We start from the raw sequence: 22,929 nt of genomic DNA on the forward strand, positions 1-22,929 counted from the left end.
AGGAGTTGATAGAGCAAACATGTCGCATGAACAAACGTCGTGCTCATCCGGCAACTTTTCAGATCTTACTTGCTCTTGGCGATTCTTAACTTGATGCGAATGGGGCGAAAGATTCTTCGCCCGTACGCTGGTAATCAACTCAGCGATAATATGAACGGAGGTTTAAATACGGTATATCGGGAGGGTTCATAATTGGAGAGGAAGAAAGATGATAGGATAAAGCTGCTTGATCCGAAGATCGAGGGGGAAAGATTGCTAATGATGCATCCTCTGAAGGCCTCAGAGATCTTTCAGAGATATTCCATCGAGGAGCAACTCGCCATAATCGAGGCCACACCTGATCCTCAAAAACGCGAGGAGCTTTACTATCTCGTGCCCGACTGCACGGAGCTGGTGCAGAAAAGCAAGATCGAGGTTGTGCTTCAGGTCGTGGATTCCCTCCTGGGCACAGGGTTTGCCTGCGGCATACTCTCAGCGGTCTCGCCTCAGCAGTTGGAGGAAATGATCGACATGACCATCTGGGACGAGCATGGGGAGTTAAACGAGGAGATGCTGGAACTGTGGTTCTTCGAGCTTATCAACCTCGATTTCGAGGATATCGATCGCCTCCTGACGAGGGTCAGCATCGACATCCTTGTGGAGCTTTTCAGAGATCGGATAGATATCGATCCCGCCTATAAGGGCGGAGAGTACAAATGGGAGCTGATAGAAGAGGGTGTCATAAATCCGGAGGGGCTCATCTACTACGACGAACGGGCCAGGATACTGGCGGATATGATCTGGGCGGCGGATGAGGGCCTTTTCATCCAGATACTGCGTGAGCTATTCCTGCAGACGGCTCTTGAAGGGCCGCGTGAGGAAGAGCTGAGGAGGCTGAGGTCTAAGGAGGCGAGGGACGAAAGGATGAGGGAGAGGAACAAGGAGAGAGGACTCACGGTGAGCGAGGAGGAGATGTTCAGCGAGGTGGATCTGGAGCATCTCAGCTTGAAAGAGTAGGTGTTCAAGCGAAGTTGAAACGCTTAAATCTTCAGGATATAATAACCCCCAACGGCTTAGGAATGAGCTTCTAGGAAGTAGAAATCGGATGAAACTCCCGAACATCGTTTTCATCCTTGCCGATGATATGGGGTATGGAGATCTAAGTTGTCTCAACCCCGAATCGAAGATACACACACCGAACATGGAGCTGCTCGAGGAACAGAAAGCGCAGGGATGGACGAGGTTTAAACTGTAACGGCGCTGTGAAAGATAGGCTAATCTTGGCTGGCCGCAAGAAAGCGGGATTTCTAATCTAACTCCCAGCTTTATCCTACTTCCATTTCACTTCCTTAACTTCGACCGATGTTGGTATGGAGAAGTTCAAGACTTTATCGGGAATAGGTGGGTTGAAGATGGGCTTTTCGAAAAGCACTTCCTCGCGGGTAAGCTTTCCGTTTGATCTTACCTCTGATACAAGCTTTGTAGGCACAGGATATCCGGAGAGATTAATGTAATTTGAAAACCACGATCTGGATATGATATCTCCTTTTGGGCTTCTGGTCTCGGTATAGATCACCTTTCCCGACTTCATACATAGGACAAGGGATCCGACCTGCTTACGCGCTTTTTTAGGGGGGATCCAATACATGTACATTTTGTCTCCTTGCCTGTCGTAACGCTCGAGCTTAAATCCCTTACGACCGAGTTGACGTTGGGGATATATCGAGACCGTAATGGCATTTACAAAGGGAAGGAGGAAAGGGGAGCTCGATATAATCCTAAAGGCTTTTCCTCTATCAGGATAATATATCAGCATTTTATTTCCCTTAAGCCTCATAATCTGTCTCAGAGGCTGATTCACCTCGACATGGATCAAACCATTGGGAAGCTTGTATATCCTTCCAGAGGTGAGATCCGCTCTGTTCATTTCGAAAACTGTCCTATGAAAGTCCACGACGAAGCTATCGGTATCTATCATTATGATAAGAAGGGGGATGAGAAATAAATTCACCATCCGTATCCCACCTTGAAGGTCAAAGCTCCTGTATCGGGATCGAGGATATAGCTTGCCATGCTGAGCAGAACGTCATACCAGTAGTGAAAAGCCATTGAGGACCCCAGATCTTCCCCGCTTTTCCTGTAGATCAAACCCATATACCCTCCTAGGAGACTTGTCCAGATGGACGATAGAAGCCTCTCCTCAGGTTCATCCGAATTAAGTGCATGGGCGAGTCCGAATATCAGGGACTGTCCCAGGATAGCCAGCTTAGGTGAACCAGTGGCTCTTTCGATTTCGGTCTGTATCATCCCTCGGAACAACGCCTCTTCGCCAACGCCGACCCCTGAGAAAAGGGCTCCATAGTATCCCGCATGCAGGAGGAGCCCAATCTGAGGTGTAGATTTGAGGCCGAAGATATCAACCCTATCCCTGTCGAGAAGGCTTACATGATAGTGGTCGAGGATAAACATCAAACCCGTGGCTAAACCTGTAAAGCCCATAACGCCTAGAAACACAGGAGGAGATCGGAGGAGTTTCGAGTCAAAGGGTTTTCCGTAAAGCCGGTTTAATCCTTCTGCCGACTGAGACGGATCGGTCAGCTTGAGAGCATCTCGGTAAGCCCGATACATTCCGTAAAACCACATATTCTGAGCGGTAAAGAGCATAGGCGCGGCGATCACACCGGCTCTCATAGAGGGAAGGTCGAGGGAATCGCCGTCATGATCGTCCATGGCAAGAGCTAAACCTATTCCTGCGGTCAGGGGTGATAAGGTGCAAGTCAAATCCTTGACCGTCTCCCTCCACATCCCCATCCAGGCATGACCGAGGCCTGGAAAAACATTTAGGTTGCCCATCACAAAGGGTTCATACTCACACTCAGCGTTAGATGGAAAAATGGATGAGAGAATCAGCATTGGGATGATGAGGAGATGCTTCATGGAGGATTCTACTCCGCAGTTGTTGAAAGCGAGGCAGCCATTGCCAAAGCCACATATGCTAATACTCCCGCGGCATAGGCAAGACATCCTGTCCAGGCCCACTTAACTTGAATCCTTTTAGCAGCGTCCTTATATGCATCGGTATAAGCGGCTACGTATTCCGGCGATTTTCCCAGCAATCTTGAAGCGGGCGGTGATGGCTGATAGATGTAAGCGACGAGCAATCCCACCCATCCTCCCAAGCATCCGGCGACGAACCACAGACCTGTATTCGTATTAGCTTTTGCGTCGGCTTCGGCCGCTGCCTTTGCCTCTTCGATCTCAGCTCTCTGCTGAGCCAAGGCCAATATCGGGTTGAGCGTCAAAGCACAGACAAGCACCAAGGCAATCAGAGAGATCAATCTCATGGTATCCTCCTTCGGCTTAAGAAGTATCTAAATACTACAACACTAGAATCAGCCTGTCAAGAAAAATAGAGCAGCTGATCCACTCCCAGTTTGAGAAAGGGTCATGGGAAGCAGATTATGAAGCGGGAAATAGACAAGTGGGGGAGACAGAATTGTGAGAAAGCCTTGACAAATAAAGGGGAAAGGATAAAATAACGTGAGAAGTCCTGCATCGGGAGAATTTAGCTTGACGTTGGGGAAAGATTGTGATAAGATTTCTCTGATTTCAGATGACAGGGAATGCGATGAAGAGCGAGGGAGAATACAGGAAGGACATCGTAGAGGTCTGCCGGAGGATATATAACAGGGGATACGTGGCTTCGAATGACGGCAATGTCAGCGTGAGGATTTCCGATGATGAGGTGATCGCCACGCCGACGGGGATGAGCAAAGGATTTCTGACGACCGACCAGCTCGTCAAGGTCAATATGGAGGGGGAGAAGCTCGAAGGGTATCTTAACCCTTCATCTGAGATAAAGTTTCACATCAGGGTTTACAGGGAACGGCCGGATGTCAGGGCGGTCGTTCACGCCCATCCGCCGATAAGCACGGCCTTCGCCGTGGCGGGCATCCCCCTGGACGAGTTGATCCTGCCCGAGGTGATCCTCACACTCGGCATCGTCCCGATAGCCCCTTATGCCCCGCCATCGACCGAGGAGCTGGCTGATAAGGTGGGCGAGTATATAAGATGCTGTGATGCCGTGTTGCTGGCCAATCATGGGGCTCTGACGGTGGGACCCGATGTTTACGGGGCGTATTACAAGATGGAGACACTGGAACATTTCGCCCATATCCTCTGGATAGCCCGATCGTTGGGAGGGCCGAGACAGCTTAGCGAGGAGGATGTGAGGAGATTGATGGAATTGAGGGAGAGGCTCCGAATTTCCACCAAGAACCCGCTATGCGATCAGTGTCCTGTGCTCAAGGCAGCACAGGCGTTCGTCGATGGTATCCCTTTGAACGTGCCCGCCGAGGAGTCAGTCTCTCGGATATCCGACGAGGAGCTGATCGATAAGATCACTAAGATGGTGCTGAAGGAGCTTGAAAGATCATGAGATCGCTGTGGTCATGGGTGAAAAAGCTTAAAGGCATACCCAGCATCTATGTGCGAAGGGGCTGGAATGAGGACGCTCAAAGGGTGTTCCCTGAGAGCTTCCTGCCCAAAACTATTCTAAGTGAAAACCCCGAGCTGAAGGGATACGTCGAGACCTTTCATCAGCTCATCGATCTGACGGTCCGTGAGCTTAAAAGGGCGAGGAACACCGAGGTGTTGAAGGATATAAGCTATAATCTGCCGCGGTTTATGGCAGGGACCGACGTTATGGATGCCCTGGAATATATGGAGGAATTGGGGAAATTCTCAAAGGAGTCCAGAAATCAGGTGGAAATGTTCCTCGGGAGGATGAGCGAGGAGTATCCGAAGGTGAGGGAGAGAGGGATTTTAGTTGAGGCCAAGCTGGATAATCCGTGCATTCTCGTCAGGCTTCTCGCCGCGGGGCTTTACAGCGAGGATCGGCTGATGCTCAGGCAGGTGGCGGAGGTCTTCGACGTGGAAAGGCTTCAGTCCCTCACGGAAAATGAGCCGAGGAAGGGGATGGATAAGTCTATCCATTTCCTCTACCTGGGGCTCGTCGACAGAAAACTCAGCGGGTTTCAGGGAAACAGACGCGCCGCTAGGGAGATACTCAAGGTGTTCGAGGAGAGATACGGGCATGACGATTATATGAGGGATTGCATAGAGAAATTGAGGAGGTATTTTTGAAACTAACAGGAGGTCAATGGGAAAATGGCAAATGAAGCGCTTGGGATGATCGAAACGAGAGGTTTGGTCGGCTCCATCGAGGCGGCCGATGCCATGGTCAAGGCCGCCAATGTCAAGCTTATCGGCAAGGTTCTGGTCGGCGGCGGATACGTCACCGTTATGGTGAGAGGCGACGTCGGCGCCGTCAAGGCGGCAGTTGAGGCCGGAGCCGAGGCAGCTAAGGCCGTCGGTGAACTCGTATCCGTCCATGTTATACCCAGACCTCACTCCGAGGTGGAGTCCATATTGCCCGGCGGCTCAGGCGAGACAAGCGAAATTTGAATCTAGGGGAGTGCCATGGCTGAGATAGATCAGGATAAGATAAGGGAGATCGTGATACAGGTTGTGCGCTCCCTGAGGGAACAGGGGAGCTTGCCCGAAAGGGCATCGCAGCCCTCCAGACCGGTGGTCAGAACCTCGCGGGAAGGCGTCTTCGATGATGTTGACGAGGCGGTAAAGGTCGCTAAGGAGGCTCAAAAGCAGTTGATGCAGATCGGTATGGAGGGGAGAAAACGCATAATACAGGCGATGAGGGATGCCGCCCTGAAGAACTCTGAGATGCTTGCCAGGATGGCCGTCGAGGAGACGCAGATGGGCAGATATGAGCACAAGGTGATAAAAAACCAAAATGCCGCCCTCTATACGCCCGGGGTCGAGGATATCCTCCCTCAAGTTCAGACGGGCGATAATGGTATGACCCTTGTCGAGCGCGCACCGTTCGGGGTGATAAACGCCATCTGCCCTATCACCAATCCGACCTCTACCGTGATCAACAACGGGATCTGCATGATCTCCGCCGGAAATTCCATCGTATTCAGCCCACACCCCGGCGCTAAAGAATGCACCATCAGGACGATGACGGTATTGAACCAGGCCATCGTCGAAGCAGGCGGTCCCCCGAATCTGATGGTGGCCATGCGAGAGCCAAACCTGAGGCTGGCCAAGCAGATAATGGATCATCCCGATGTGGACGTGATAGTCGCCACAGGCGGTGGCAGCGTCGTGAGGGCGGCGCTTTCAAGCGGCAAAAAGGCCATAGCTGCCGGTCCTGGAAATCCACCCGTTGTGGTGGATGAGACCGCGGACGTGGCAAAGGCGGCCAGAGATGTGACCGAAGGCTCCTTCTTCGACAACAATATCCTCTGTATAGGGGAGAAATCTGTCTTCGTCCTCCAGAGCGTCGCGGACGAGTTCATCAGAGGGATGATCGAAAACGGGTGTTATCTGTTGAAAGGACGCGAGCTGGAGGCGGTCGAATCCCTGGTCATTCAGGACGGACATCCCGCTAGAGAATATATAGGCAAGGATGCCTCCTATATCCTTCAACGAGCTGGCATCAGAACAAGGGATGAGGTCAAGGTGTTGATATTCGAAACACATCCAGATCATCCGATCGTGGTCGAGGAGTTCCTGATGCCGATCGTCCCGATAGTCAGGGCCAGAGATTTCAGGGAGGCGCTCGAGATGGCCGTCAAAACCGAGGGCGGCAATAGACATACGGCGATCATCCACTCCGGAGACATATCCAGGATAACCGAGTTCGCGAGGGCGATCCGGACGACCGTGCTTGTGGTCAACGGGCCTTCATACGCGTGCGTCGGAGAGGAAGGAGAAGGATTCGTAGCCATGTCGATGGCAGGATCAACAGGGGAGGGATTTACCAAACCCTCCACGTTTACCCGCGAAAGGCGTGTAACCCTGGTTAAAGGCATCTCAGTCAACACCCTTCCATAAAGCGGGGTGAACGGGAAATGAGAGATTCAACCGCTGTGATGGCGGTTACCTCTGTCTTTGATACGTAGCCTCCCCAGGCGATAAAAACCGGGGAGGTTAAAATCGAAAGTAAGGAGGAGATCGATGCATAAAGCCAGAATGATTATAGTCGCCCTCATGGCCTTCTCCCTGCTAGGCCTGATCTCCCTGAACGGCTGCATCAAAGGGCAGGCGCTGAGAAATCTGCCGCCTATATCTCCCTCGGAGGAACAACCCCCCGAGGCCAAGGTCGATCCGAAGACCAAGACGATCACGATCACCAAAGATGACGTGACCATCTCCGTCCAATATTGGAGGAAATATGACCTTGACAGAAGGTTCAACGTCGGGTCCATGACCTCGCCCTTCTATTACAAGGAATCCTGGAAGCAGAGCGAGAAAGTCGATGTTTTCTACATCACCATCCAGAATAACAGCAAACGGAAGATCATCGTCGATCCTGCCAAGTTCTATATGGTGGATAACCGCGAGAACAAGTATATCCCTCTGACCTACGACCTTCTGGTCGAAAGGTTTAGGATGAGAAGGATGATGGACGTCTCCGTCAAGAACGGGCTCAATAAGGCCAGGGAGATCCTGCTTGAAACCCGACTCCCCGCCGATAAAACGGTGAAGCCCGGCGAAAAGGTTGAGGGATTCGTCCCATTCACCATGACGGTTCTCAGGGCACAGAAGGTCTTCGTTCACGTCCCCATAACCTTCGTTCCTGAAAAGCCCACGGGGAGATATGAGTCCACGGAATTCGTTTTCAATTTCAAGCATAGCATGGCGATCAGAATGGCACAGCCGGCCACGGTGAGATTCTGAGCTGCCGATAAGGGATGGGGCGGATGTCACCGAATGCCCCATCCCTGTCGGATCTATCCGGAGGAAAAACAGACATGAAGAAGCGGTCGGTGATCATCGCCGTTTTCACCTCAATTTGGATCTTCGTCGGATGTTCCGAGGATCTACATCAAAACCCGTTTGACCCTCAAAACGTCAGAACGGCCGGAGCGCCGGTTGAACTCTCGCTCATCCCAGGGGATAGCCAGATAACCATCTCGTGGAGGGGAATCGGGCTTAAGGGCGTAAAAGAATACAGGATATACAGAGCCTTTACGGGCGATCCCGTCCCTCAGTTCAAAATGATAGCGGAGATACCTGTAGAGATCGACCCGGCGACCGGCGAGGAGAGGACCGAGTATAGGTATGTCGATTCGGGGCTCAAGAACGATCCGAAGAGAGACGGAGAAAGGTTCTTTTACATCTATAGGATCTCATATGTGGACGAAAACGGGGTGGAGGTGCCCGATCCGAGTTTGCCTCTTGAGCCCAAATACGAGCCGAGCTCAAAGGAACTTCCGGTGGTATGGCATTACGTGCGGGGCGCTCCCAGCGTGCCTCCTCCTCCCATTAAACCCATATTGGGCAAACCTCAGGATTTGAGGGTGACGCTGCTGTGGCCGGATTATGTCCCGCCGAAGGATATCGCTGCATACAGGGTTTACGGGGCGGTCGTTCGGAGCAAGGATGAGGTGCCGGAGAAGCTGAATCTGCTGTATGAGCTGAAATACGACAAACTGTATCCGCTCAAGCCCGAGGAACAGTATTTCATCGATATTGATTTCAAAAGGGACAAGACGATCAAGGCGTATAAGGTGGTCGCCGTCGATGAGTTCGGCGTTGAGAGTCGATCTGAACTCTTCTATGCCGAATCGCCTAATCTGCCCCCTCCAGCTCCCGTCATAGTGAGGATGATTCCTGAGCCCCGGCAGAACGTATACAACATCACCATCATCTGGAAGAAGGTGAACGTTCCGGATATCGCCGGATACAGGATTTACAGTCGTGATCCGACCGGAGGATTCTGGGAGCTTAAGGCAACCATCAACGATCCAAACGCCACCAAATATAAAGTTATGGGCGAAAGATACGTCATAGGTCTTACGGGGATATCCCTCAGGGAGTACGCCATAACCGCCTTCGACAACACGCCCAGGGAGGATGGATCGTATGACGAGAGCCCGCTTCCGGAGATATCCTCTCCATCCCGGCAATCCCCTCAGAGGAGGTAAAGCATGATGGACCGATTGAGGCTGTCCTCTTTGATCCTTTTTATTATCCCCTTAACGCTCACTTTCGCTGTTGAGCCGGCGACCGCCGTGAAGGTCGAGATCCCGGCTACGCCGGCGCTTATGCGGATCCCGACCGCCGAGACGCTCGGAGACGGAGGATATCAGTTCTCACTTAGCATGATCAGATATAGGAAGAAGATACCTCAGAATCCCAAATCCAACCCGATCCTCCAGAAGGTGGTGGTGGGTGATTTCTTCAAAGAGCTGCACAGCGTGTCGTTCGAGGCTCAATCTTACCTAGTGCCTCTAAAGCTCTGTTACGGGATCTCCGACAGATTGGATCTCAACCTCGGCATGACCCTCAGCACGGATCAAGGGCAGAAGATCATAGAGGATTACTATGAGGTTCACAAGGGGGAAATGAAGGTCGCCAGGATCTACCGTCAGCCGATCTTCGACGTGAACCTGGGCTTCAAATACATCATCAAGCCCGAGATGGGCGATGGGCTCCCATCGCTGGCGGTTGGCGCGACGGCGGAGATCGGATATACGGGCGATGACAGGGTCGATTCGGCCGGGCAGTTCGTGGACGACACGCCCGCGGACGGCTTCCCCTTCTTCGGCATGGGGATATATCTGGCCGGAACGGAGAAGCTGAATCTCTTCAAGCTCCACAGCGGCGTCGGCGCGTATAGCTCCTCGAAGCTTCAGAGAACGGCGGATTCGCTCATGGTTTACTTTTTCGGCGGAGCTGAGGTGGCCTTCACCGAGCAGCTCTTCGGCATAGGAGATGTAGTCACCAAAAGGGCGGTGAATAGCTCCGAGATGGGCACATCGATAGCCGTTGGGCTTAAATACCTGTTCGGCGGACCGACCCTCAACGCGGGGTTTGGAACCGCCCCCGAGCTTATCCTCAGCATAACCTCTCCTGGCAGGAAGGCTGAGGCGATTAAGCCGGCCGCCCCCGGCGAGACGGAGGCGCCGTTGTTTTGACCATGGGCAGGTTGATCCTGACAGGAACGGTCATCATATTCGCCCTCTTTTCGTGTAAGGAGAGGGATCAAGATATAGGTATGGAATCCGGATCGGAGATAGAGCTCCCCAACCCCAGATACCGAAGCGACGTTTCCCTCGAGGAGGTACTGCTCAAGAGAAGATCCGTGCGAGATTACACCGATGAGCCGCTCACGCTCCAGGAGGTCTCACAGTTGCTGTGGGCAGCTCAGGGCATTACCGACCCGCGCGGATTCAGGACCTCCCCCTCCGCCGGGGCCACGTATCCTCTCGAGACCTACCTTGTGGCGGGAAACGTCGATGGACTCGCCCCGGGGCTGTATCGTTATGTTCCGGGTCGGCATGTGATCGTCAAACTCATGGACGGAGACCTTCGGTCACAGTTGAGTAAGGCGGCGCTGGGTCAGGAGTGCGTGAAGAGGGGAGCTATAGATATCGTGTTCACGGCCATCTACGAGAGAACCACGTGGCGATATGGCAGGCGAGGCATAAGATACGTGCATATAGAGATCGGCCATGCCGCACAGAACGTCTATCTCCAAGCCGCCGCCCTCAACCTCGGCACGGTTGCCGTGGGAGCGTTCCATGACAACAAGGTGAGGAAAATATTGAACCTGCCTAAAGGGGAGGAGCCGCTTTACATCATGCCCGTCGGAAGGAGGAGAAGATGAGGGCCGTCGTTCAGAGGGTGAGCGAGGCGTCGGTCTCCATCGACGGAGAGATCGTCTCGAGGATCGGCAAAGGGTTGCTTATCTTCTTAGGCGTCGGAGCGGGCGATACGGAGAGCGACGCCGAGTATCTGGCGGACAAGATCGCCAATTTGAGGATCTTCGAGGACGAGAAGGGCAAGATGAACCTCTCCGTCCTCGATGTCGGAGGCGAGGCCATGGTGGTCTCTCAGTTCACGCTCTACGGCGATTGCCGAAAAGGGAGACGTCCCAGCTTCACCCAGGCGGCGAAACCCGATAAGGCCCAAGTCCTCTATTCCTATTTCATCCTCCGCCTCAGAGAGGAAGGCGTGCCCACCCGAGAGGGCGTGTTCCAGGCTCATATGAAGGTAAACCTCACAAATGACGGCCCCGTAACGATACTTCTGGACAGCGGGAAGTCCTTCTGATGTCCCCCGAGAGGTTCATCGGATACTTCATAGATTATCTCAGGGTTGAAAGAGGAGCCTCGCCGAACACGATCGCCTCTTATGAGACCGATCTGAGGGATTTCCTCGCCTTTCTCGAATCTCTGAAAGTGCGTTTCCCCGGCGATGTGAGTCGGGACATTATAAGGGGATACGTCGAATCGCTCAGCCGTAGGGGCATGAGCTCAAGCAGCATCTCGCGCCATATCTCCTCCCTGAGGAGCTTTTACAGATTTCTTATGGCCGAGAGACTGATCGATGAATCTCCGGTTGATGGGATCGAGCCGCCCAAGGGATGGGCGAGGCTGCCAACGGTGCTGAGCATCGATGAGGTGGAGAGACTGCTCTCGGTATATGAGAGGGCGGAGAGGCCCATCCAGCTTAGAAACAAAGCCATCCTCGAGCTGCTTTACGCCACCGGAGTGAGGGTATCGGAGCTCGTATCGCTTCGAACGGATGATATCTCGGCCGATCTGGGATATCTGAGATGCAAAGGCAAGGGGGATAAGGAACGTCTCGTGCCCATCGGCACCCCGGCTTTGAAGGCGTTGGAGGAATACCTTAAAAGGGGGCGACCTTGTCTTACAGGCTCTCGATCTCAGCCCTGGCTTTTCCTCAATCGGAATGGGGATAAGCTCAGCCGACAGGCCGTATGGAAGGTGATAAAGCAAGCCATAAAGCTGGCGGGGATAGAGAAGAACGTCTCACCTCATACCCTCAGACATTCGTTCGCCACACATATGCTTGAGCGGGGCGCCGACCTGAGATACCTTCAGGAGATGCTCGGCCATTCGAACATCTCCACCACCCAGATCTACACCCATATAAGCCGTGAGAGACTCAGAGACCTTCACAAAACCTTCCATCCCAGAGGGTAGGATGAAGCTGGCAGATCGCCTTCCGGAAAACATCCGGAAGTTTTTGAGACGAATAGGCAGGATAGGGGAGGACGCGGGGATTCAGACGTATGCCGTCGGCGGGTTCGTCAGAGATCTCATCCTCGGCGTGCCGAACCTCGATCTGGATGTGACCGTCGAAGGGGATGGAAAGGGGTTTGCCGAAATGCTGGCCCGCGAGATGGGAGGTGAGGTGATCTCATATGATAGGTTCGGCACGGCTACTCTCTCGCTCAGAGAAGGCCCTATCAAGAGAATGGATGTCGTCACGGCGCGCAGGGAAAGATATCCTCATCCCGGCGCTCTGCCGGAGGTCGAACCCGGAACGATCCGTGAGGATCTGTTCAGAAGGGATTTCACCATAAACGCGATGGCCATGGCTCTGAATCCAAATCGCTTCGGCCAGATCGTCGATCTCTACGGCGGGTTAAGGGATCTGAGAGAGGGGATCATCAGGGTTTTGCACGATATGAGCTTCATAGACGACCCCACCCGTCTTTTCAGATGCGTGAGGTTCGAAACGAGATACGACTTTGTCGTCGAGCCGCATACGAGTTCGCTGTTTAGGCGAGCGGTAGATGATGAGATGCCGTTCAAGGTCAGCAGACAACGCATCTGGCATGAGATGAGGCTCATACTGGCGGAGGATCTTCCCGAAAAGCCGATCAAAAGGATGCGCGAGGTGGGACTTCTTCGCTTCGTCAGCCCCGACGTGGACGCGTCCGATGAGACGATGCGCCTTTTCGGCGGGATACGTCGGGCGTTGGATCTGCTGCGCAAATCGGGGATCGAAGATGTGATAGATCTCCCTCTCGTGTATTTCGCCGCTATGATATGCCACTTTCATCTTGATGCCATCAGGGCGATCTGCCGGGAGTTCTCGCTCTCAAGGGAGGAGGAGCGGATATTGATGGATTCCAAGGAGATACTAGGCGTAGAGGTGGGAAGGAGCAGAAGCGAGATATACAGGGCGTTTGAGGGGAGGTCACCCGAGTCGCTACTATTTTTACTTGCCAAAACGGGTGATGAACGGGTAAAATCTTCTGTCGTCGAATACCTCAAAGAGCTCAGGCATATCGAGCCGATCGTATCGGGCGATGACCTCAAAAAGATGGGATTGAAGCCCGGGCCGATCTTCGGCGAGATATTGAGGGAGGCGTTTGACGCCCAGCTTGACGGCGAGCTGAAATCGAGGTATCAATTGAGGGAATTCCTGATCAGCAGGGGGTATATACGGTGTCGTTGAACATACCGAATTTGATCCTTTCCTTCGGCTTTGTGATCATACTTCTCTCGTTTCACGAATACGCCCATGCGACCGTGGCGAGCTGGCTCGGGGACAGGACGGCGGAGATGGCGGGGCGTAAGACGCTCAATCCTGCCGCCCATATAGACCCTTTCGGCACGATACTGTTGCCTCTGATGCTGCTTCTGGCCGGCATGCCGGCCTTCGGCGGAGCGAAGCCCGTGCCGGTTGACCTCAGATCCCTGAGGAACCCAAAGAGGGATCACGCCCTCATAGCGCTGGCTGGGCCGATGATGAACATCCTGCTCGCCTTCGGAGGGGTGATACTGATAAGGCTGCTGCTCATCAAACCCACGCCCTTGACGGTGAACCTCGTGAGCAAAATATTGATCATACCGGTCTGGATAAGCCTCTATCTCGCTGGCTTTAACCTGATCCCGCTTCCCCCTCTGGACGGGTTCAACATACTTCTTGGGATACTGCCGCGCAGACATGCCTATGAGTTCGCGAAGCTCGAAAGATATAGCATGCCCCTGCTGATGGGATTGATCTTCATCCCATATCTCCTGAGGATACCGAATCCGGTTTTCATCTTTATCAGGGGCATAGCCGCCGGACTTTTCACGATTATGACTAAAATGGTCGGAATGTGATGGAGGTTGATCGGAATGAAAAGACTCGTCAGCGGCGTAAGGCCGACGGGATATCTTCACCTGGGGCATCTGGAAGGGGTGTTGAAAAACTGCGTCAAATTACAGGAGGAGTACGAGTGTTTTCCCTTCATAGCTGATTGGCATTCCCTGACAGATCATCTCGACACGGAGATGCTGCGAGAGTATACGATCCAAGCGGCGGTGGATTGGCTGAGCGCCGGGATAGATCCCGAAAGGAGCACGCTCTTCGTCCAATCCCACGTCAAGGAGCACGCCGAGCTGATGCTGTTGTTGGCGATGGTCACGCCCGTGCCATGGACCGAAAGGACGCCGAGCTACAGGGACATGCTTCAAAAACTTGAGGGAACCCGCCAGAGCCCATCTCTCGGATTCCTGGCATATCCCGTTCTTATGACGGCGGACATAATCATCTACAAAGCCGAAGTCGTCCCTGTCGGCGAGGATCAACTGCCGCATCTGGAGCTCTCCCGTGAGATAGTCAGAAGGTTCAATCATCTCTTCGGAAGGAAGGTCTTCCCCGAACCCGAGGCGCTGCTCACGGAGGTGCCCAATCTGCCCGGAACGGACGGCAGGAAGATGAGTAAGAGCTACGGCAACTGCATATATCTGAACGATCCGCCTGAGACGATCAGGAAAAAGGTCATGCAGATGGTCACCGATCCGCAGAAGATCAGAAAGAACGATCCCGGTCATCCGGAGGTTTGCACCGTCTTCGCCTATCATAGGATATACAACTCAGCGGAGATCGATCGGATAGAAAGGGATTGCAGATCCGGAGCGCTGGGATGCGTGCAGTGTAAACGGAACATGGCCGACGCCCTGTGCACTTACCTCCAGCCCTTCCACGAGAGGAGAAATTATTGGAGCGAGAACCTGGATGAGGTCAGGGATATATTGAAGGAGTGCGCACACAGAGCCCGAACAATCGCCTCACAGACGATGGAGGAGGTCCGCGAGGCGATCGGACTGTTTTAGTGTGGCGCTCCTCTCCGACAAGGAACTAAGATCTGAGTAAAGACCATATACTTTAGACGATATGGGATCTCCCGGAGGATAGAGGAATGGAGAACATAAGGGAGAAAATACTCAAAGAAATCGATGAAATGAGCACAAATGAGCTGTTATTGCTTTATAATCAGATAAAACTTATGAAAAATATCAAGACAAAGGATAAACGAAGTATGAAAAGCTGGAGCTTAGAGGAAATACACAGGTTAACCTCATCCTCAAAAACCTGCTGGGCTGATACTATAATATCGGAGAGGGAAGAGAGACTGTGAGATATTTCCTTGATACATCAGCACTGGTGAAGATATATCACAAGGAAGAGGGATCAAAGTATGTTATTGAGATCTATAAAGAAGGAGAAGTCGTTATCTCAGAGCTAGCAGCGATTGAATTTCTTTCGGCAATTTACCGTAAATTCAGAGAGAAAGAGATAAGCGAACTCGCTTTAAAAGCTGTTTGTGATAAGTTTAGCGAAGACCTTGAGGCTAGATACGGTCTCCTTCAGTTTTCACCCTTAGTTATAGATGAAGCTCGAAATCTGATCCAAAAGCATGGAAGATCAAGATCTTTGAAGACATTGGATAGCTTACAACTAGCTTTCTTTCTTGTTTTTTGTGATAAAGAAGATAAGTTTCTATGTGCTGATAAAGGCCTTTTAGAAATCGCAAGGGAAGAAGGGGTATCGGTAATTGATGTAAAAGGCGGCGATGGTCATGTATGAGGTGAAACTGGAAACCTTTCAAGGGCCGCTGGATCTGCTGCTCCATCTCATTCAGAAGAACGAGATGGACATATACGATATCCCTATCGCCGAGATCACGCGACAATATCTGGAGTATCTCGATCTGATGAAAGCGTTGGACCTTGAGGTCGCCTCCGAATTCCTGGTTATGGCGGCAACCCTGCTTCAGATAAAATCACGCAGCATGCTCCCCGCACCTGCACCCGAGGAGATCGAATTCGTGGAGGGCGCCAGGGAGGAGCTGGTGAGGCAATTGCTCGAATACAAGAGGTTCAAGGAGGCGGCGGAGAAACTCAGAGCGCTTGAGATGGAAAGGGAGAAGATCTTCTTCAGGGAAGTCGATCGGAGGGAACTCGAGAACAAAGAGTATGCGATCGAAGCCAGCCTATTCGATCTGCTCTCCGCCCTGAGAGATGTGCTCTCCAGGTTTCCCGATGAACCTATGGAGATCAGCGAGGAGGATATCACCGTTGAGGACAAGATGGATCAAATCATGACCTTGTTGTCGGAGAGGGAAGAACTGAGCTTCAACCGAATCTTCTCCGAACTGGCTTCCAAGAGGGAGGTGATCGTCACTTTCCTGGCGATACTGGAGCTCATAAGAATTCACCGTCTGATAGCCTATCAGACGACCATGTTCGGGGATATAATACTTCGGAAGCGTAAGGCCGATGACGATGGGGGAGCGTGAGCTGAGGAGGTTTTATGAGGATCAATATGGGAAGGTGGATGAGTCCTTCATCCGATGGCGATCGCTCTGTGCCGAGGATAAGGTGAGAAATATCGTCGATCTCACAAGGGGCATGAACTTCGGCTCCGTTATCGATATCGGATCCGGAACGGGAGCGGTTATCAAGAGGTTGTCGGAGATGGATTTCGCTGAAAGCTATTATGCTGTAGATCTGTCGGAGAGGGCCATAAGGATCGTCAGATCGGCCGGGATCAAAGGGCTTCGGGGGGCGTTGGTCGCGGATGCGGCCATGCTTCCGTTTTCGGACAAAAGCTTCGATCTCGCCATATTGTCTCACGTTCTGGAACATGTCGCCGAGCCAAAAGCCGTCTTAAGGGAGGCATCGAGGATCGCAAGGCTCGTGTTCGTCGAGATACCCATCGAGAACACGCCGATCCTTAATTTCACCTGGTGGCTTCGGAAAATCATAAGGGGGAGAAAGCGGCCGGATAACAGATACGGGCATGTAATCTTTTTCACCGAGAGGAGCGCGGATGATCTGTATAGAAGAGGGGGGCTGGTCAAACGTCGCTCTCGGAGATACATCCTTGACAGGGAGAGAATGCTGTTTCAAAAGAGAGGGTTCTGGTACATTTATAACTATCTGATCTATCTCCTCTCGCGCCTTTTGGGAGGGAGATTGACCGCCCGGCTTTACTATTGCCACTATGCCGCTTTGCTAAAGGGGGTGGGGGATGGAGGCGAAGGAGCTTAAAGGGATAATAGAGGCTTTTCTGTTCGTATCCGGTGATCCCCTCAAGCCCGATCGGATCGCCTCTACCCTGGAGGTCGAGGAGGTGGTGGTCAGATCGATTTTGGAGGAGCTTAAGGCGGAGTATGAGGAACGACTGGGTGGGATGCAGATCGTCGAGGTCGCCGGTGGATATCAGATGACCACGCGGCCGGAACATGCCGAATGGCTGCGCAAGTTCTACACCAAGCAGGTTCCCACAAGGCTCTCAAGGTCCGCCCTGGAGACGCTGGCGATAATCGCCTATAAACAGCCGATAACTAAGGCTGAGGTGGACGCCATAAGGGGGGTCAACAGCGATAGCGTCATAAACTCGCTTCTGGCCAAAGGGCTCATAACCATATCCGGCAGAAAGCGTTCCCCCGGAAGACCGCTCCTCTACTCGACCACCGATAAATTCCTCCATCACTTCGGGCTTAAAGATCTATCCGATCTGCCTTCTCTTGAGGAGATGGAGGGAATCTTCACCGATTCATAGCCGATCTTAGGGACGGAGGAGCCCTATAGGCGTATAGGATATCTTCCGTATCGCTTTATGGCGTCGTAGAAGGTGAGAATGACACTGCCGTCGCTATGGAATATCACCTTAATTCCCGCCTCCTTAAGAGGCTCGACCACCTTTCTGAGACAGGGGATAAAGGTCTGACGTGGGAACTCTGGTGAGACCATGAGCTTATCCTTGTAGGCGATATCGCTCCAGGTGTTCTCTAGCCTCGTAGATGGCGTAGCTGAACAGTTCCAATTCAGATCCTCAAGTGAGTTTATCGGCCGTTTGGTGACCCATCGGGTCATCCCTGAGATCATCCAGTTTTTCCCTCTCTGTCCCTCCTGCGACTCGTCGAAAGATGCGCCGAAGCCTCTACATAGATCTATACCTAGCCCGTGGTAGACCTTGACCATTCCCTTCAGATAATCGGGCTCGTCGCCGGCAAAATACCGATAGACCGCCCTGTTGTCTATGTAATCCCAGATGGGAACCCTGTCTCCCTCCTCGAAGTTCAGGGCGGCCATGATCCTATCGTAAACGGCTTTATCGAGCATATCGGTCCCTGTCAGAAGGTGTAGGAAAGACAGAGGGATACGTCCTCGCGGTTTGGGGTTAATCTCATGGAGGTTTTGAGCGAGAGCTTTTTGTTATGAAGCTTGGCCGTTATCCGGGCGTCGACGAAGCTGACCACGTGATTGAGCACCACACCGCCGATCATCATCTTCGCTCGTTTGAACCAGCGGTTGCTATCCTCCCTATATTGAAGGGCTCTTTGACGGAGCTGTGAGGTGTTTTCGCGCTCTGAAAGTTTTTCGTTCTTAACGCCCTCACGATCGAGCCAGTAGAACTTGCCCACCCTCTCGAGCGGTATGCCCTGTTCCGATTCGGGAGCCTGATCCGTGTAGACGTTTCTCCAGTTGTCGAACATCGTGGCGTGCTCGAAATCCTCCATGTTCCACTTCTCAAACATGTCGGGCCACTTCTCCTCAGGCACACCGTCAAAACCCACGTTCGCCCTCACCTCAGCGACGTAGTCATCCCTCAACTGCTCGGCTTTTCTATCGAAGGCCACATATGAGGTTATCAGGGCTGCCTCGGTTATGAAGAAGAGATACCCGCGCTTGGCACCGGAGTATAACTCGCCCGATCCGGGAAGGAGAAGCGAGAAGAGAGCGGCTTTGGACGGCGATTTATACTCCTGAGAGGAGGGATTCAAGAGGGGGTTCAAAACCCGCTCAGCCCCTATGGCCGGGGCGATTGATACGAGGAGCATGAGAAGGAGCGCAATAGAGATGGAAGCTCTCATGATCACCTCCCGTCATTAGAACCTGAAAAGCAGGTCGAAGGTATTAAGCCTGACGTTATTCGGGCCTCCTCCGGGGATGGAGGCATAATCGAACTGGTAGTTCTTGAACCTGATGCCGAAGCCGTAGTTCAGCTTGTCGTTGAAGGAGCTCGTCTGTACATACGGGTCATCCTTATATCCCACTCTCAAGGCTAAGATATCGGCGAACCAGTATTCAAATCCCAGGCTTTTCTGCATGTTGGAAGGCTTAAAGGCATATATGCCTATTCCCCGTTCCTCCTCGATCTGACGTCTCAGCTCATCGTCGCTTGGTGGTGTCTCTCCCGCCTGTATCAGTTTCTCCTTACGCTGTTGGATAGCGAATTGCATCTCATCCTCGTCCTCCTTGAACTTGTCGATGAAGGCCACGAGGTCGCCCGTGATCCTGGCCTTATGATACTTGCTGTCCAGTATCTGGAATCCCACCCCCATTCTCATCGTCCTGGGCAGCGGATCGCTCTGGTTGGCGTCTTTGAACTGTATCCTTGTACCCCAGTTCTGCACCGATACCCCTAACGTCAGAGGTGATATCCTGTATTGCAGGCCTATATCGGCTGCATAGGCGGTGGCCGATTCGGGACCGAGCTTCTGTCGGATGATCCTTCCGCTGACGCCCGCTTTGAGGTTCGGGAGGAACTCGTCGGCGTAGGAGAGAGTGAGCGCCCAGTTCGTGCCGAGCGATTCCTGTCTGACCACCTCAGGCGAGTCGACGGTCACATCTATCACACCCTGGCCGTTAAGCTGCAATCCGAGGCCGAAGACGCCGAGATCGCCCGCGGGGAAGGCTGCGGCAAATATGCCGTAGTATATTCCCTCTCCCGCTTCGCCGAAGCGAGCGCCGGCGTTGTTATAGGATATGGCGGTCTGAATCTCCTTAACGCCTGCCAACCCGCCTGGATTCCACAGTATCGCCATCACGTCGCCGGACGAGGTCGAGTAGGCCTCACCCATCGCCGCGGCTCTCGTTCCTCCTCCCAGGGAGAGAAATTGAGCGGCCGTCCTGCCCGCTCCCGCCTCACCGTAGGGAACTATAAACCCCAACGTCAGCAGGATCAACGTCACAAAGTATGGAAACTTCCGAACCCATTCCTTTGACATCATGGGTAACTCTCCTCTCACTCTCAATGGAAATTTCGTCGCATTCAACGTAGCATTAGGGGCGACCGTTTACAAAGAATCCATGTTCTGGTAGAATTATCGGCGGTTGGAAGGGCGAGGTTTAGGAGGTGTATGGATGTTCGTCACGCTTATGGTATGGATGGCCTATACGGCAGAACCGGACGTGCCGTTCCATATCCCCTGGGAAATCCCATCCGATTCGCTGGTGGATGCCAGCATATCGTTTGATCCGCCGGCGGGTAAGCACGGGTTCATCACCGTGCGCGACGGCCATCTATATTTCACCGACGGCACGAGAGCGCGCTTTTGGGGGACAAACCTGTCTGGCGGAGGATGTTTCCCATCCAAGGAGATAGCCCCGAAGCTCGTCGATCGGCTGGCTCGGTTCGGCTTCAACCTGGTGCGCTTCCACGGTATGGACTCGCGCTGGGGCAACACGATATTCGATAAGAGCTATCCCGATACGCGACATTTCGATCCCGAGCAGCTCGATCGGCTGGATTATCTGATATACCTCCTGCGTAAACGCGGGATCTACGTCAATTTGAACCTACATGTGGGACGCAGATTCACGGAGGCCGACGGCGTGAAACAGGCGGATTGGCTCGCATACGCGAAATACTGCACCATATTTGATCCCCGCATGATAGAGCTTCAAAAGGAATATGCCCGCATGTTGCTTACCCATCGAAACCCGTATACGGGCCTCACCTATGCCGAAGATCCCGCTGTGGTCATCGTGGAGCTGACCAACGAAAACTCGCTGTTCAACGGCTGGCTCTCCGGCAGGCTACGAGGCAAGCAAACAGAGCCGCCAAAGGGCGCCTGGACGGATATACCGCCCTATTATGCCGAGGAATTGACGCGGCTCTACAACGAATGGCTCACCAGGAGGTATCCATCGATAGACGCCCTCGCAAGGGCATGGAGCGTGGGCTCACATGAGCCCGGGCCGCAAATGCTAGTCAATGGGGATTTCTCCCAGGCGAAAAGCGGATGGGGGCTCTTCCTGAAACCTCCGGCAGCGGCGAGATTTGAGGTGACCGATGAGGGATATGACGACAGCCCGTGTGCGAAGATCACGATCGAAAACGTGACCGATACGCGCTGGCACGTGATGCTCACACAGAGGAGGCTGAAGCTGAGAGGGGATAAATCATATCGCGTCGTCTTTTACGCCAGGGCCTCTACGCCCCGTAACCTTTCAGTCGAGGTATGTCACGACGGCCCCTGGCGCGGGTACGGAAACGGGCGTTTCGAGATCGCCTCCGATTGGCGGCGATATGAGTTCACGTTCAGAATGGATGAGGATGACGACTCCGTCCGAATGAGCTTCCACCTCGGCGATGCAACTGGCGTCGTGTGGATAGACGACGTTATCCTGCAGGAGGCACCCATCTATGGGCTGCATGAGAGGGAGGATCCGTGGAGCAGCACGGTGCACAGGTTACAGCCTGAGGAGTTCACAAGCTATACCCTCGCTCGATTTCGGGATGAGGCGCTCTTCTACTTCGAGCTCGAAAAGAGGTATTACTTGGATATGTATCGATTTTTGAAGGACGAACTCGGCGTTCATGCCCTCATAGAGGGGACAAATCACAACTACGGCCTCCCGAACCTGTGGGCCCAATCGCTCATGGACCTGATGGACTGTCATGCATACTGGCAGCATCCGCATTTTCCCCGTCAACCATGGTCACGCACCGACTGGTTTATCGAGAACACGCCTATGCTCGATAAACCGCATGAGTCGACCATCGCAAGGCTGTGTCGATCATCGGTGCTCGGAAAGCCCTTCACCGTGAGCGAATACAATCACCCCTTCCCGAACGAGTATGACTGCGAGGCCCCTTTAGTCATAGCCGCATATGCCGCTCTGCAGGATTGGGACGCCGTCTATTTCTACACCTTCGGCCATCGGTGGACCGATCGCGAGCTGAGCGGCGATGTGGTGACGGGGTACTTCGATATCTGCAACGAGGTGTCGAAGCTGTGTCAGATGCCTGTCGCCTCGATCTCCTTCATCACCGGAGCGATCAAACCGGCGAAAAGGCTGGTGACCATCTCCTACAGCAGGGAGCGAACCTTCGATAGCCTTCGGGGAAAACGACACGGGATACAGTTCTTCACGGATGGCGAGCTCTCACCTCTTCTGCCACTGGTGCACCGGTTCAGAGTGGTGGGATTTGATGCCGGTCGAACTACAAGCGCCGATGAGGTGGGATTCCAAGAGCCAAAGGGGCGAATCGTTAGCGACACGGGTGAGTTAGCGTGGGAGGCAAACGGTGAGAGGACCGGACTTATGACGATAAACACGCCGCGCCTTCAGGCTGCCATCGGCTGGCTTGGAGACAGAAAAGTGAAACTGGATGACGTGACGATCGAGGTGAAGACGCCGTTCTGTGCCGTAAGCGTGATAAGCACGGATGGGAAACCGATCCGTCGATCGGAAAGCCTCCTGATCGTGGCGGCGGCGCGCTGTGCCAACACGGGGATGGTTTGGAATGAGGAGCGAACCAGTATCGACGATCAATGGGGAGGGCCGCCGATACTGATCGAGCCGGTCGAGGGAGAGATATCCCTGCACAGAGAGGTCGGCTCACCGCCTCTCATCCTCTTCGCTTTGGACGGCTCCGGACGACCGAAGGGCAAGGGACAGATCTCCTCTCCGTTCCACCTCGGTCGTGAGTATGAAACGGTGTGGTATGCTGTGAAGGCGGAGAGATAGAGGAGCGCGGTTGACCGATGCTTTGCTCTCTGTTATACTTAACTCGCATAGTTCGCTTCTC

At 53.3% G+C, this 22,929-nt stretch carries 27 protein-coding genes; 21 read left to right on the plus strand and 6 right to left on the minus strand.

Features of this window, described 5'->3' with window-relative positions; genetic code table 11:
• Window positions 1-192: 192 nt before the first annotated feature.
• Together J7M22_13685 and J7M22_13690 are read left to right on the plus strand one after the other, a co-directional pair.
• Window positions 193-996 (plus strand): hypothetical protein, encoded by an 804-nt coding sequence (locus J7M22_13685; GenBank protein ID MCD6507656.1) that lies wholly within the window; start codon window positions 193-195, stop codon window positions 994-996.
• An 88-nt stretch (window positions 997-1,084) separates the two neighbouring features.
• The gene (locus tag J7M22_13690) at window positions 1,085-1,234 is read left to right on the plus strand and encodes a hypothetical protein (protein ID MCD6507657.1); all 150 of its coding nucleotides are present in this window, start codon (window positions 1,085-1,087) and stop codon (window positions 1,232-1,234) included.
• Between the two features lie 75 nt (window positions 1,235-1,309).
• Here J7M22_13690 and J7M22_13695 read toward each other — a convergent pair whose 3' ends face one another.
• The 3 genes from J7M22_13695 to J7M22_13705 all read right to left on the minus strand — a co-directional run bounded on the left by J7M22_13695 (window position 1,310) and on the right by J7M22_13705 (window position 3,323).
• On the minus strand, window positions 1,310-1,993 hold the full coding sequence (locus tag J7M22_13695; GenBank protein MCD6507658.1) for a hypothetical protein: 684 nt from the start codon (window positions 1,991-1,993) through the stop codon (window positions 1,310-1,312).
• Complete coding sequence (locus tag J7M22_13700; GenBank protein ID MCD6507659.1) at window positions 1,987-2,784, minus strand: CPBP family intramembrane metalloprotease; 798 nt, start codon at window positions 2,782-2,784, stop codon at window positions 1,987-1,989. The genes J7M22_13695 and J7M22_13700 overlap by 7 nt, the downstream gene beginning before the upstream one ends.
• Before the next feature lie 140 nt (window positions 2,785-2,924).
• The gene (locus J7M22_13705) at window positions 2,925-3,323 is read right to left on the minus strand and encodes a hypothetical protein (protein ID MCD6507660.1); all 399 of its coding nucleotides are present in this window, start codon (window positions 3,321-3,323) and stop codon (window positions 2,925-2,927) included.
• 284 nt (window positions 3,324-3,607) lie between these two features.
• On the opposite strand from J7M22_13705, the gene J7M22_13710 reads away from it, so the two are divergent.
• The 18 genes from J7M22_13710 to scpB all read left to right on the plus strand — a co-directional run bounded on the left by J7M22_13710 (window position 3,608) and on the right by scpB (window position 17,667).
• The gene (locus tag J7M22_13710) at window positions 3,608-4,417 is read left to right on the plus strand and encodes a class II aldolase/adducin family protein (protein MCD6507661.1); all 810 of its coding nucleotides are present in this window, start codon (window positions 3,608-3,610) and stop codon (window positions 4,415-4,417) included.
• Window positions 4,414-5,124, plus strand: a complete 711-nt coding sequence (locus J7M22_13715) for a hypothetical protein (protein ID MCD6507662.1) — start codon at window positions 4,414-4,416, stop codon at window positions 5,122-5,124. Before J7M22_13710 ends, J7M22_13715 begins: the two co-directional genes overlap by 4 nt.
• Before the next feature lie 24 nt (window positions 5,125-5,148).
• Window positions 5,149-5,445 (plus strand): BMC domain-containing protein, encoded by a 297-nt coding sequence (locus J7M22_13720; protein ID MCD6507663.1) that lies wholly within the window; start codon window positions 5,149-5,151, stop codon window positions 5,443-5,445.
• 15 nt (window positions 5,446-5,460) lie between these two features.
• Window positions 5,461-6,897 (plus strand): aldehyde dehydrogenase EutE, encoded by a 1,437-nt coding sequence (locus J7M22_13725; protein MCD6507664.1) that lies wholly within the window; start codon window positions 5,461-5,463, stop codon window positions 6,895-6,897.
• Between the two features lie 123 nt (window positions 6,898-7,020).
• A complete protein-coding gene (locus J7M22_13730; GenBank protein MCD6507665.1) occupies window positions 7,021-7,743 on the plus strand; it encodes a hypothetical protein in 723 nt (240 codons plus the stop codon).
• A gap of 74 nt (window positions 7,744-7,817) precedes the next feature.
• The gene (locus J7M22_13735; GenBank protein ID MCD6507666.1) at window positions 7,818-8,993 is read left to right on the plus strand and encodes a hypothetical protein; all 1,176 of its coding nucleotides are present in this window, start codon (window positions 7,818-7,820) and stop codon (window positions 8,991-8,993) included.
• Between the two features lie 6 nt (window positions 8,994-8,999).
• Complete coding sequence (locus J7M22_13740) at window positions 9,000-9,986, plus strand: hypothetical protein (GenBank protein MCD6507667.1); 987 nt, start codon at window positions 9,000-9,002, stop codon at window positions 9,984-9,986.
• Window positions 9,987-9,988: 2 nt separating this feature from the next.
• On the plus strand, window positions 9,989-10,678 hold the full coding sequence (locus J7M22_13745) for a SagB/ThcOx family dehydrogenase (GenBank protein ID MCD6507668.1): 690 nt from the start codon (window positions 9,989-9,991) through the stop codon (window positions 10,676-10,678).
• Window positions 10,675-11,124, plus strand: a complete 450-nt coding sequence (dtd, locus tag J7M22_13750; GenBank protein ID MCD6507669.1) for a D-tyrosyl-tRNA(Tyr) deacylase — start codon at window positions 10,675-10,677, stop codon at window positions 11,122-11,124. Before J7M22_13745 ends, dtd begins: the two co-directional genes overlap by 4 nt.
• Window positions 11,124-12,020 (plus strand): site-specific tyrosine recombinase XerD, encoded by an 897-nt coding sequence (gene xerD, locus J7M22_13755; protein ID MCD6507670.1) that lies wholly within the window; start codon window positions 11,124-11,126, stop codon window positions 12,018-12,020. Before dtd ends, xerD begins: the two co-directional genes overlap by 1 nt.
• Before the next feature lies 1 nt (window position 12,021).
• Entirely contained in the window at window positions 12,022-13,284 is a 1,263-nt protein-coding gene (locus J7M22_13760) for a CCA tRNA nucleotidyltransferase (GenBank protein MCD6507671.1), read from the plus strand.
• Complete coding sequence (locus tag J7M22_13765) at window positions 13,275-13,937, plus strand: site-2 protease family protein (protein MCD6507672.1); 663 nt, start codon at window positions 13,275-13,277, stop codon at window positions 13,935-13,937. Before J7M22_13760 ends, J7M22_13765 begins: the two co-directional genes overlap by 10 nt.
• A gap of 15 nt (window positions 13,938-13,952) precedes the next feature.
• Window positions 13,953-14,933, plus strand: coding sequence for a tryptophan--tRNA ligase (trpS, locus tag J7M22_13770; GenBank protein MCD6507673.1), 981 nt, complete (start codon window positions 13,953-13,955; stop codon window positions 14,931-14,933).
• 86 nt (window positions 14,934-15,019) lie between these two features.
• The gene (locus J7M22_13775; protein MCD6507674.1) at window positions 15,020-15,238 is read left to right on the plus strand and encodes a hypothetical protein; all 219 of its coding nucleotides are present in this window, start codon (window positions 15,020-15,022) and stop codon (window positions 15,236-15,238) included.
• Window positions 15,235-15,687: a type II toxin-antitoxin system VapC family toxin gene (locus tag J7M22_13780; protein MCD6507675.1), complete on the plus strand. Its 453-nt coding sequence runs from the start codon at window positions 15,235-15,237 to the stop codon at window positions 15,685-15,687. Before J7M22_13775 ends, J7M22_13780 begins: the two co-directional genes overlap by 4 nt.
• Window positions 15,680-16,399, plus strand: coding sequence for a segregation/condensation protein A (locus J7M22_13785; protein MCD6507676.1), 720 nt, complete (start codon window positions 15,680-15,682; stop codon window positions 16,397-16,399). Before J7M22_13780 ends, J7M22_13785 begins: the two co-directional genes overlap by 8 nt.
• Window positions 16,380-17,153 carry a class I SAM-dependent methyltransferase gene (locus J7M22_13790; protein ID MCD6507677.1) on the plus strand — a complete coding sequence of 258 codons (774 nt, stop codon included), beginning with the start codon at window positions 16,380-16,382 and terminating at the stop codon, window positions 17,151-17,153. The genes J7M22_13785 and J7M22_13790 overlap by 20 nt, the downstream gene beginning before the upstream one ends.
• Window positions 17,134-17,667: an SMC-Scp complex subunit ScpB gene (gene scpB, locus J7M22_13795; protein ID MCD6507678.1), complete on the plus strand. Its 534-nt coding sequence runs from the start codon at window positions 17,134-17,136 to the stop codon at window positions 17,665-17,667. Before J7M22_13790 ends, scpB begins: the two co-directional genes overlap by 20 nt.
• A 23-nt stretch (window positions 17,668-17,690) precedes the next feature.
• Here scpB and J7M22_13800 read toward each other — a convergent pair whose 3' ends face one another.
• From J7M22_13800 to J7M22_13810, 3 genes are read right to left on the minus strand one after another with little or no spacing between them, the layout of a single operon-like run.
• Complete coding sequence (locus J7M22_13800) at window positions 17,691-18,230, minus strand: hypothetical protein (protein MCD6507679.1); 540 nt, start codon at window positions 18,228-18,230, stop codon at window positions 17,691-17,693.
• A gap of 11 nt (window positions 18,231-18,241) precedes the next feature.
• Complete coding sequence (locus J7M22_13805) at window positions 18,242-18,982, minus strand: hypothetical protein (GenBank protein ID MCD6507680.1); 741 nt, start codon at window positions 18,980-18,982, stop codon at window positions 18,242-18,244.
• 15 nt (window positions 18,983-18,997) lie between these two features.
• Window positions 18,998-20,119, minus strand: coding sequence for a PorV/PorQ family protein (locus J7M22_13810; GenBank protein ID MCD6507681.1), 1,122 nt, complete (start codon window positions 20,117-20,119; stop codon window positions 18,998-19,000).
• Between the two features lie 136 nt (window positions 20,120-20,255).
• On the opposite strand from J7M22_13810, the gene J7M22_13815 reads away from it, so the two are divergent.
• On the plus strand, window positions 20,256-22,868 hold the full coding sequence (locus J7M22_13815; GenBank protein MCD6507682.1) for a carbohydrate binding domain-containing protein: 2,613 nt from the start codon (window positions 20,256-20,258) through the stop codon (window positions 22,866-22,868).
• Window positions 22,869-22,929 lie beyond the last annotated feature (61 nt).

Source organism: Candidatus Poribacteria bacterium (genome assembly GCA_021162805.1).
Classification (GTDB): Bacteria; Poribacteria; WGA-4E; order B28-G17; family B28-G17; genus JAGGXZ01.

Coding starts and splice junctions, on each gene's coding strand:
- J7M22_13690 (MCD6507657.1), top strand. CDS start 1,085: ATGAAACTCCCGAACATCGTTTTCATCCTTGCCGATGATATGGGGTAT.
- J7M22_13695 (MCD6507658.1), bottom strand. CDS start 1,993: ATGGTGAATTTATTTCTCATCCCCCTTCTTATCATAATGATAGATACC.
- J7M22_13700 (MCD6507659.1), bottom strand. CDS start 2,784: ATGTGGAGGGAGACGGTCAAGGATTTGACTTGCACCTTATCACCCCTG.
- J7M22_13705 (MCD6507660.1), bottom strand. CDS start 3,323: ATGAGATTGATCTCTCTGATTGCCTTGGTGCTTGTCTGTGCTTTGACG.
- J7M22_13710 (MCD6507661.1), top strand. CDS start 3,608: ATGAAGAGCGAGGGAGAATACAGGAAGGACATCGTAGAGGTCTGCCGG.
- J7M22_13715 (MCD6507662.1), top strand. CDS start 4,414: ATGAGATCGCTGTGGTCATGGGTGAAAAAGCTTAAAGGCATACCCAGC.
- J7M22_13720 (MCD6507663.1), top strand. CDS start 5,149: ATGGCAAATGAAGCGCTTGGGATGATCGAAACGAGAGGTTTGGTCGGC.
- J7M22_13725 (MCD6507664.1), top strand. CDS start 5,461: ATGGCTGAGATAGATCAGGATAAGATAAGGGAGATCGTGATACAGGTT.
- J7M22_13730 (MCD6507665.1), top strand. CDS start 7,021: ATGCATAAAGCCAGAATGATTATAGTCGCCCTCATGGCCTTCTCCCTG.
- J7M22_13735 (MCD6507666.1), top strand. CDS start 7,818: ATGAAGAAGCGGTCGGTGATCATCGCCGTTTTCACCTCAATTTGGATC.
- J7M22_13740 (MCD6507667.1), top strand. CDS start 9,000: ATGGACCGATTGAGGCTGTCCTCTTTGATCCTTTTTATTATCCCCTTA.
- J7M22_13745 (MCD6507668.1), top strand. CDS start 9,989: ATGGGCAGGTTGATCCTGACAGGAACGGTCATCATATTCGCCCTCTTT.
- dtd (MCD6507669.1), top strand. CDS start 10,675: ATGAGGGCCGTCGTTCAGAGGGTGAGCGAGGCGTCGGTCTCCATCGAC.
- xerD (MCD6507670.1), top strand. CDS start 11,124: ATGTCCCCCGAGAGGTTCATCGGATACTTCATAGATTATCTCAGGGTT.
- J7M22_13760 (MCD6507671.1), top strand. CDS start 12,022: ATGAAGCTGGCAGATCGCCTTCCGGAAAACATCCGGAAGTTTTTGAGA.
- trpS (MCD6507673.1), top strand. CDS start 13,953: ATGAAAAGACTCGTCAGCGGCGTAAGGCCGACGGGATATCTTCACCTG.
- J7M22_13775 (MCD6507674.1), top strand. CDS start 15,020: ATGGAGAACATAAGGGAGAAAATACTCAAAGAAATCGATGAAATGAGC.
- J7M22_13785 (MCD6507676.1), top strand. CDS start 15,680: ATGTATGAGGTGAAACTGGAAACCTTTCAAGGGCCGCTGGATCTGCTG.
- J7M22_13790 (MCD6507677.1), top strand. CDS start 16,380: ATGACGATGGGGGAGCGTGAGCTGAGGAGGTTTTATGAGGATCAATAT.
- scpB (MCD6507678.1), top strand. CDS start 17,134: ATGGAGGCGAAGGAGCTTAAAGGGATAATAGAGGCTTTTCTGTTCGTA.
- J7M22_13800 (MCD6507679.1), bottom strand. CDS start 18,230: ATGCTCGATAAAGCCGTTTACGATAGGATCATGGCCGCCCTGAACTTC.
- J7M22_13805 (MCD6507680.1), bottom strand. CDS start 18,982: ATGAGAGCTTCCATCTCTATTGCGCTCCTTCTCATGCTCCTCGTATCA.
- J7M22_13810 (MCD6507681.1), bottom strand. CDS start 20,119: ATGTCAAAGGAATGGGTTCGGAAGTTTCCATACTTTGTGACGTTGATC.
- J7M22_13815 (MCD6507682.1), top strand. CDS start 20,256: ATGTTCGTCACGCTTATGGTATGGATGGCCTATACGGCAGAACCGGAC.